The sequence below is a fragment of the uncultured Flavobacterium sp. genome (genome assembly GCF_963925415.1).
GTDB lineage: Bacteria > Bacteroidota > Bacteroidia > Flavobacteriales > Flavobacteriaceae > Flavobacterium.
This window is the reverse complement of the sequence record NZ_CAWUTS010000057.1, coordinates 1-8994: the sequence shown is the minus strand read 5'-3', so window position 1 is coordinate 8994 and position 8994 is coordinate 1. Positions and strand designations below refer to the sequence as shown.

Annotated in this window: 6 protein-coding genes; all 6 read right to left on the bottom strand. The window is 27.7% G+C overall.

The features are described from left to right. Positions 1-103: 103 nt before the first annotated feature. Positions 104-1156, bottom strand: coding sequence for a site-specific tyrosine recombinase/integron integrase (gene xerA / locus AABM47_RS04565; RefSeq protein ID WP_338409744.1), 1053 nt, complete (start codon positions 1154-1156; stop codon positions 104-106). Between the two features lie 479 nt (positions 1157-1635). Beyond that, the gene (locus AABM47_RS04560) at positions 1636-2181 is read right to left on the bottom strand and encodes a PepSY-associated TM helix domain-containing protein (RefSeq protein WP_338409743.1); all 546 of its coding nucleotides are present in this window, start codon (positions 2179-2181) and stop codon (positions 1636-1638) included. A 6-nt stretch (positions 2182-2187) separates the two neighbouring features. After that, the gene (locus tag AABM47_RS04555; protein ID WP_338409742.1) at positions 2188-4596 is read right to left on the bottom strand and encodes a TonB-dependent receptor; all 2409 of its coding nucleotides are present in this window, start codon (positions 4594-4596) and stop codon (positions 2188-2190) included. A 7-nt stretch (positions 4597-4603) separates the two neighbouring features. Beyond that, on the bottom strand, positions 4604-5968 hold the full coding sequence (locus AABM47_RS04550; protein ID WP_338409741.1) for an HTTM domain-containing protein: 1365 nt from the start codon (positions 5966-5968) through the stop codon (positions 4604-4606). Between the two features lie 2 nt (positions 5969-5970). After that, positions 5971-7086 carry an imelysin family protein gene (locus tag AABM47_RS04545; RefSeq protein ID WP_338409740.1) on the bottom strand — a complete coding sequence of 372 codons (1116 nt, stop codon included), beginning with the start codon at positions 7084-7086 and terminating at the stop codon, positions 5971-5973. Between the two features lie 180 nt (positions 7087-7266). After that, complete coding sequence (locus tag AABM47_RS04540) at positions 7267-8484, bottom strand: DUF4856 domain-containing protein (RefSeq protein ID WP_338409739.1); 1218 nt, start codon at positions 8482-8484, stop codon at positions 7267-7269. Positions 8485-8994 lie beyond the last annotated feature (510 nt).

Genomic DNA, 8994 nt, shown 5'->3' with positions numbered 1-8994 from the left:
AACTTGTATATATGTATGACAAAATCATACATAGCCACCCAATATGAGGTAGACATGTATGACAAACGTCATACTTTTTTGTTGTTTCAAATATATAAATAAATTAGTACAAATCGTCAAAAGGACTTTTTATTTGCTGCAAACTTTTTGTGCTTACATGTGTGTAAATCTCAGTAGTTTTGCTACTGTTATGGCCTAATAATTCTTGAATGTATCTTAAATCTGTACCACTTTCTAGCAAATGAGTTGCATAACTATGTCGCAGCCAATGCAAGGTTACTGGTTTTTTTATATTGGCTTTTTGTAAGGCTTGTTTTAATACGCTTTGTAAGCTTTGTTCAGAATAATTTGTTCCTATTTTTTGGCCTTCAAATAGAAACTTAGTGGGTTTGTGTACTTTGTAATATTCTCTCAATAACTCTAAAATTTTAGGTGATAAAGGTGTAATTCTGTCTTTTTTCCCTTTTGATTGTCTTATAATTACTATGTTTCTTTTAGAATCTATATCGGTTGTTTTTAGGTTTAATAACTCACTTCGTCTTAAGCCTGAACTATAAATCATAGAAAGCATGGCTTTGTGTTTAATGTTGCTATGTGCTTCTAAAATTGATTTTATTTCTTCTTTGCTTAAAACATTTGGTAATATTTTTTTTCTTCTAGGACGATGAACTTTCTCTATATCTAAATTTTTTTCTTGAATGGTTTTAAAATATAATTTTAGGGCATTTACAATTTGATTTTGATATGACTCCGACAGTTTGTTTTTTAAAATGTATTCGTTGTTATACTCAATTACATCGTCATTATTTATATGTATCAATAACTTTTTATTATGAAACACTAAAAACGAACGTAAAGCATCTAAATAAGTGCGTATAGTGTTTTCGCTATATCGTTTGGATTGTAAGTAGTTTTTAAATTTTTGTATATGTAAAAAACCTTCTTTTGAAGGCAAAAAAGTGCTTTCGAGATCTAAATTAAAAAGTAATCTGTTTTTGTCACTGTCTAAAACGTACCATGATTTTTTTTGTTGGCTCCAAATGCTTCCGTTAATTTTTTTGACTTCTTCAATAAGCTTGTAGTCTTTTTCAAATTGAATAAATATAACTTTTTGGGTCTTATGAATTCCTGTTTTATAAGTAAATAAGTTTTTCATCTGTGTGGCGTTTAAGGATATAAAAATAAAAAAAAATATTTCTTTAATTGTTAAACGATGAGGATTATTTATTTAAGTTGAGATTTTTTTTATTTTTTTATTAAAAAAACCTTTGTTAGAGCATTTTTTAATCTACTTTTTAGCAAAATGGCTTCCTTTGTTTTTATTAGTTGGTTTAATTAATATATTTAATTTTTAAGGCTGTTAAGTTGCTATATTGCCCAACGCTGATGTTTAATGTAATAGTACTATTTGTGTTTGCCTTTAAGTCATAAGACCATAATTAACAAATTTATAATTACGATTTTGACGGTTTAAATCTTATGTTAACATAATTTTAAAAATGGTTTTACTAATTTGTTCAGCTTTGCAAATACTTGTTACATGGCAACAGCTTTTTTATTTATTATAAATAATACATATGCATACAACCAATTCGTTTTTTAATAAAACAATGTATAAAAAAAGCCTTTATATAATTACCCAAAAATTAAAAACAATATGGGAAAGAGTATCCCGGCTAGAGCCAATTTCCAACCTCTTTGTTTAAAAGTATATTTGCCATGTTTGATCATCATAGCACCTGTTAGTGCAATAAAAATTAAAGAAATGCCAAATACATCCGAAAAGTAAATCCACCAATTTGATGTGTTTTTGTGCAACTTCATCATTTGGCTTATTACAGGTGTTTTTACAAACGTTGTAATTTGTCCTATTCCTGTAGCGAGGTCAATTTCAACATCGTTTTTTTCATATGAAAGGCTCAAAATGTTTTTTTTTATTTTGTGTCTTCTAAATTGATCTTTTATGCCTAATGATGCACCAATTGCTTTAGCTGTTTCTTCGGTTATCTCTTTGTCTATAACTACAGAAATCTTAACATTACTGGTTTCAATGGTAAACTTAGCCGCATCAAAACGATCTCTGTGGTTCATAAAAATGCCCGATATGGCAAAAGTAATGATTAAGCCCAAATAAAAATAACCCAAATCTCTATGCAGTTCTCGTGTGTTAACTTTTTTCATGTGTGATTAAAAGTTGAATTCTAATGTTGTATAAAAACTTCTTGTTTCTGACGGAATAATTCCTGGTCCAGGATATCCTGTTGCTCTTCTTGTAAAATATTGTTCATTAGTAAAATTGTTTACTCCAGCTTCTAATTTCCAGTTTTTATGTTTGTAAGAAGTTGAGAAATCAAAAACAAAATAAGATGGTATTTGCCCAAACACGCCAAAAGTGTTTTCGGTATTATCTGTTGTTGAATTGTTAGCATTTGTAAATTGATCAGACAAATAAGTAAACTGAATATTTGATAAAAAGTTTTTATAGCCTAAGTTCATTCCTGATTTAACATTTATATTTGGTACAAATTCTACTTTATTTCCTTTAACATTAGCAATGTCAGATTTTAAATATTCTGAATCTGTAAAAGCTGTATTTATAAAGACTGTCCATTTAAAATTTTCATTATTCATAAAAAATGTTTGACTAATATTCCAATCAATAAAGGTTTCAATTCCATAATTAAAAGCTGTTCCTACATTGTCTCTAATTCTAACTACTGCAGCAGCACCATTTGGGTTTAACCCTTGATATTCTCCAATTTTATCCTTGTAATAAAGTGCAAAAATACTACCATCAAATGAAATAACTTTTCTAATTTGACCTCTAAAACCTAAATCTGCTGTAAACCCTTTTTCATCTGTTATGTCAGATGCAATAATTTGACTTGGAGTAACTGTTCTAATATCATTAAAAGTAACGGAACGATAATTTTGAGAAATATTTCCGTATAATTCGGTATTGTTTTTTGCTTTATAACTTAATCCTAAACCTAATAAAACAAAATTTCTGTCTTTTATGTTGTTTTCATTTTCTTGAACGTCTAAAATTATATTTCCTGCTAAATCTGTATTAATTCTTCTATAAGAACCAATGGCTTGAGTTTTAATTTTTTCAAATCTAAAACCTGGAGTTACTGAAAATTTAGAGGTTAATTTAAACATGTTTTCTCCAAAAAAAGAAAAATTTAAGTTGGGATATTCATAATTAGACTGACTTCCATAAGTTGGAAATTCATCTGTGGCTAAATTAAAATTGGCATCACTACCAGAACTTCCTGGACCTTGAATTCCGTTATTTTTAGATTGATAATATTTTGCACCTAATAAAAAAGCACTTTTGTGATCGTTGATTTTATAAGTTGTTAAATATCGAGCTTCTGCTCCCCAATTTACAAAATCACCTAAAATTAAATCTCTAACAGAGCCTTCAACATCATTTGATGAAACTCTATTGTCTCTATATCCAACAGCATTTCTTTCTGCATTAAGTCCAAATAATTGTAATGAAAAGTTGCTGTTATCTGTGACTTTGTGTTTTAATTGTACAGCAAATAAGTTCCAGTTTACTTCAAACCAATTGCGTTTTCTATTGCTTTGAAAAATATCTTCATAAAACATTTTGTCTGTTAAACCACCAGCTTGTTGTGCTAAATAAGTAAAATAAGTATAATCAAAATGTAACGATGTTTTATCATTAATTTGATAGTTTATGTTTGCAAAATAGTTCTTGCTTTCAAATTTTGAATTGTTTCTAAAACCATCTCCTTTTTTGTAATTATAAAAAGTATAACAACTCCATTTTCCTTTTGTTCCGCTTAGTGAAGTAAAATTTGTAAACAACCCAAATGAACCAATTGTATTTCTAATTTGTAGTTCAATAGGTTTTTTACTAGGTGCTTTTATTTTAAAATTTACTAATCCACCAAACTGAGTTCCATATTGTAAAGAAGCTGCACCACGTATAACTTGTATTTCTTCTAATGCTTCTGTGGGTGTTGCATAATAACTTTCTGGATAGCCTAAAACATCTGCACTTATATCATATCCATTTTGTCTTGTGTTAAAATTTGAAGTTCTATTTGGATCTAATCCACGACCTCCAATGCTTAATTGCAATCCGCCATCTGAATTTTCATTGATCGTTAACCCAACAACTTGACCAAAAATTTGACGAGCATTATTTGTTGATTTATTTGCAGTTAGTTTTTCAACTGAAACAACTTCTGTTTTTTTACCTGCATAAATAGCAGTTTCTTCAACATCTTTTAATCTGTTTAAGGCAAAAATCTTATCTTTTTGTGCCATTAAAACTATTTCATTTAAGAAATTTACTTTTTGTAATGTTACCTTGTAGTAAGGTGTTTTTGAGCGAACAGTAACTTCTAAAACTTCGTAATCTGTATTATAAAAAACGAGAGTATTGTTTTCTTGCCCTTTTAATTCAATTGTATAATTTCCGCTTGAATTTGTTGTTGTGCTTTTTCCGTTTGTTTTATTGTAAATGTTTACTTCTGCAATAGGAATTCCTGAGAACTCATTTACAAGTCCGCTTATTTTTTCTTGTGCTGTAGTTGTGTAGCTAATTAAAACTAACACTAGTATTTTAAAGACCTTTAATTTCATCGTTAAATGGTAAAATCCAATTTTTGGGTTTAAATGATTCCGTTTCGTTTGCTAAATTTACACTTGGGTCAATATATTTTTGACTTAATCTTCCGTTTAATGCAACATAACTTTCAACATATATTTGTGGGTTTATGACTCCTTGTTTCTTGTAATGATTTTCTAAAATATGGGCATATTCTAAAATAAAATCGGGTTGAAATGCCATTTGTTTCTCTTGAAAAGTTGTAAGGAAAAGAGAATTATTTACTCTTATTTCTTTATTGGTTTTTGAATCAACAACTTTAAATTGCGTATAGCCAGCTTTTTCCATTAACATCACCCTCCATGAAAATCGAAATCCTTCTTCTGTCCAAAATAATTCATTAGCATACAATAGATATCTAAAAGGAAACAGCAATTGAAAAACTATAAATGTGATTAAAACTCCTTTGACTAATTTTGAAGTTACTTTTGAAGTTTTAAGCTCTAAAGTATTATTAAAACGTTCAAAATTGATTTTGAAAAATAATGCAATTTTTTTCAATACATTTTCATGAAAAGAAGGTTCAAAAAACACTAATGAACTAACAATCATTACAAACGGAAAAACACCAATTGGAAACAATAAGCGTGTTAAAACATGAAAAAGCACAACTAAAATAAAAGCAAATTTACGAGTAGGTTTATAAAGTAATAAAAACGGAATTGCTAAATCGTAAACCATTCCTGCCCAACTAAAAGCATAATGAACCCAATTTTGATTTAAGATTATTTTTATAATAGGTAAATCGTTATTTGTAGGTAACCATATTTTTAAAGGCATAGCTTCAAGTAACCAATCAGAATTTATTTTAGCTAAACCTGCATAAATATAAACGATTGCTATTAAAACTTTTAAAATATCAACATTCCATTTAGGAATATCTTGAAAAATTAATTTTGAATTTTGCTTTGCATCAACAGAAAAATAAGCATTTGCAGGAAGAAATATAAATACAAAACTCACTATAGAAATAAAATAATAATGATTTAAATAAGTAGTTTTGTCTAAAAGTTCTATATAAGTAAAGCATAAAAAAAAAGTAAGTATTGCAACTCTATATTTATATCCAATAGCAACACAAAAGGCTGCAATAGCAGCAATTAAAAATAGAAGATAAGTATAGTTTCCTAATCTAGGAATCCATTCAAAACCATAATATGTAAAACGATTTATAGGTAAGATGTATAATTTTTCAATCCATCCTAAAGCAGCAAACCTTACTAAACTGAACAGCATCATCAAACCAAACGCTAACCTATAAAAAGCTAGCGTTGCTGTTGATGTATAAGAATTAAAATATGTATTCAGTATTTGTTTCATGATTAATCGCCATCACCATCCACATAATCAATTGTAATATTTAATGCTTGCATCATATCTAATTTTATATAAACAACATTTAATTGCAATGCATCATAAGCATTAAGCATTTTTGAATTATCATTTGTAATTTGAGTCGAAAAATTATTATCTAATAAATTATTAGATGTATAAATGTTTAAAAATTGATTGTTTATAATATCACTCAAATTTTGCCCACTTCTAACTGTATTTACATAATCTAAATATGATTTTAAACTTGGACCTGTTGAAGAATTACTAAAGTTTTTTCCGTTAAAAAAATCTTGTTGCGCTTGTACAGCAGTGTTTAATAACTCTTTAGAAATATCATTTTTATAATAAGCTTCAACTTTTTCAGGATATAAAACGCCGCTAGAGAATATGCCAGAAGGAATGCCTATTTTTCCACTTCTAATATCTTTTTCTAAATTTTTCACAAATAAGTTAGTCATTTTATTAACGGAACTGCTGACAGCGTTTCCATTACTAGATATAAAAGTAGCTCTGTATGAAGTAGTCCAGTCAGTTAAAACTGAGTTGCTATTTGTTTTTAATTTAGCAGTTACATCAATTAAATATTGTTTGTAGTTATTGGCGTTAGAATTTGAAGTGTAAAAAACAAGAATATTAGCGTCGGAAGAGCCTAAACCATTTAATAAATAGTCTAAAGCCGGAAACCCTTGTTTAGAATATTGAGAAATTAAACCTAAATCATAAACACCTGTCGCTATGTTGTTTTCTAATGCTACAACATCTGTAGGATATGTATTTGATGCTTCTTTTACATTTATTTCCAATGCTTTACCAACATTAAACATTGCTACTTTTTGATAAGCATTGTATGCGTTTATCCAAGAAGTTCTAGCAACTAAAAGATTAGCTTGTGTTGGATTTGAAGTAAAATTTGAAACATCAGTAGATAATGTTTGTAGTTTACTATCATAATTAGCAAAACTTGGAATGATGATATTATCAGCCCATTGATTCAACATTGCTGTTCTATCATAAGCATCAGTTAAAGAATCATCACTGTTGTCGCTTGATGAACAAGCAAAAACGATTAATGATATTCCGATAAATAAAAATATTTTCTTCATTTTAAATTTATTTTTTTACAAAAATACAAATGTTTCTTTTCTTATCTATATTTATTCTAAATAAATTTAAAATATTTTTACCTACAGACATAAAGTTTTAAATAACTTTGTATTCAATAAAATTGGCGATTTATTAAAAACCACAATAATTAAATATAGTAAGGTTTATTTTTTTTTTAATTAATTAACAGTTGCAGCTTGAGCTACTGTGAATCCAAATTTAGTTGCAATTTGTGCTGAAATAGCATCTAATTTTGGAGAAATATTATCAATATCCCATAAACCGTTTGGACCACTAATTAAAGAATTTAACATAGTATCAACTTCAGTTTTTGTAAAATATGGATTGTTTGTTCCAGGCTTGTTAGTATATCTTAATGACATAATAAAACCGTAACCTTCAGACAAAGCATGAAAAGCTTTTGCACCATTATCTGTAATTAACTTTGCCTTACCTTCTTGTAAATAAAATACAGCTCTTACAGCAGGAACTAATGCAAGTTTTTCTTTAATAATTGCAATTTGTGCATCTCTAGTTGTGTAATCATTTGCTACAATAGCTGCTCTACCTTTTCTAAAGGCTAAATCAATAGCTGCTTTTAAAGTATTAAAGTCAGTGTCATTATTTACTTGGTTTATATAACTAGACCAAAATTTAAAAGAATTTGTTGAAGCAATATCGCCACCATAAATATAACCATAAGCTTCGTCCCAATTGTGCTCCATAGTTGTATAGTTTTTACCAGCTTCTACAACTTTATTTGTATTGTCAATTACGTTTGTTCCAGCATCTAACTTGTTTACACTTAAATAATTATTTGCAATTTGATCCATAAAAGAAGCTCCCATCATACCTTTTAATACAACTTGTTGTGGCTCTAATCCATTGGCTGCAAATAAACGAGTAGAAGTGCCGTCTAAGTATTTTCCGGCAACACCAACGGCTGCATTATTACCTAAACTTGCGTTGTTTCCTTGAGTAAATTGAGTTTGAAAAAAAGTTCTTACACTAGCTTGTTCAACAGTAGATCCACCACCATATAATAATGTAAAGTAATCTGTAGATGCAGCTGTTTTGTCTTTTAATTGTTTACCAGATGTGTTTAAATCTGTACTAGAAAATGGATTTCCAGAATTAGAATACATGTTGTTTAAGACAGTTTCGTTTACTTCATTTCCAGCTGTTGCTTGAGTTTTGTAATAATCACCCATTTCTTGTAACATTGATATTCTTGAACTTTGACCAGAATAATCAACAGATGTAGTGCTGTTTCTATCAAAAGTATACGTATCAGGTATAGTATAGTTTTGTGGAACTATATCAATATCGTTTTTTGTACATGATATAAATAAAGAAGAAAATGCTACTAATGCTAAAATTTGTTTTTTTGTATTCATTGCTTATTTAGATTAAATTAAAATAACGAGACAAAAATAATACGTCTGTTTTAATTTACAAAATTTATTTAGACTTATTTTAAATAAAGTTTTTAAGATATTGATTTTAATTATTTTAAAGAAAAAATTTATTATAAAAAGTATGATTTTATATATAATTTTAAATTAATTATAGGTTATCAAATAAAAATTAATGAAAACAATAGTTGTTTTTGTTCTTTTGTTTTTGTCTATTTATTTCTTGTAAAAATAAAGTTAAAAATGTTGAAATAGCCTTTTATTAATGGAAGAGTAGTGGTTGGGGTTTAAACGAAGATGAAACTACAACAATTGATACAACTAAAATTCAAAAACTTTATGTTAATTTTTTTGAAGTTGAACATAATGAATTGATGTGTAATATTCCTATTTCTAAAAATAGATTACGTTTTTACAATGAAAAAATAGAATTAATTCCAACTGTTTTTATTAAAAATAATGTATTTCTTGTAAGTAATACAAAATAATTAG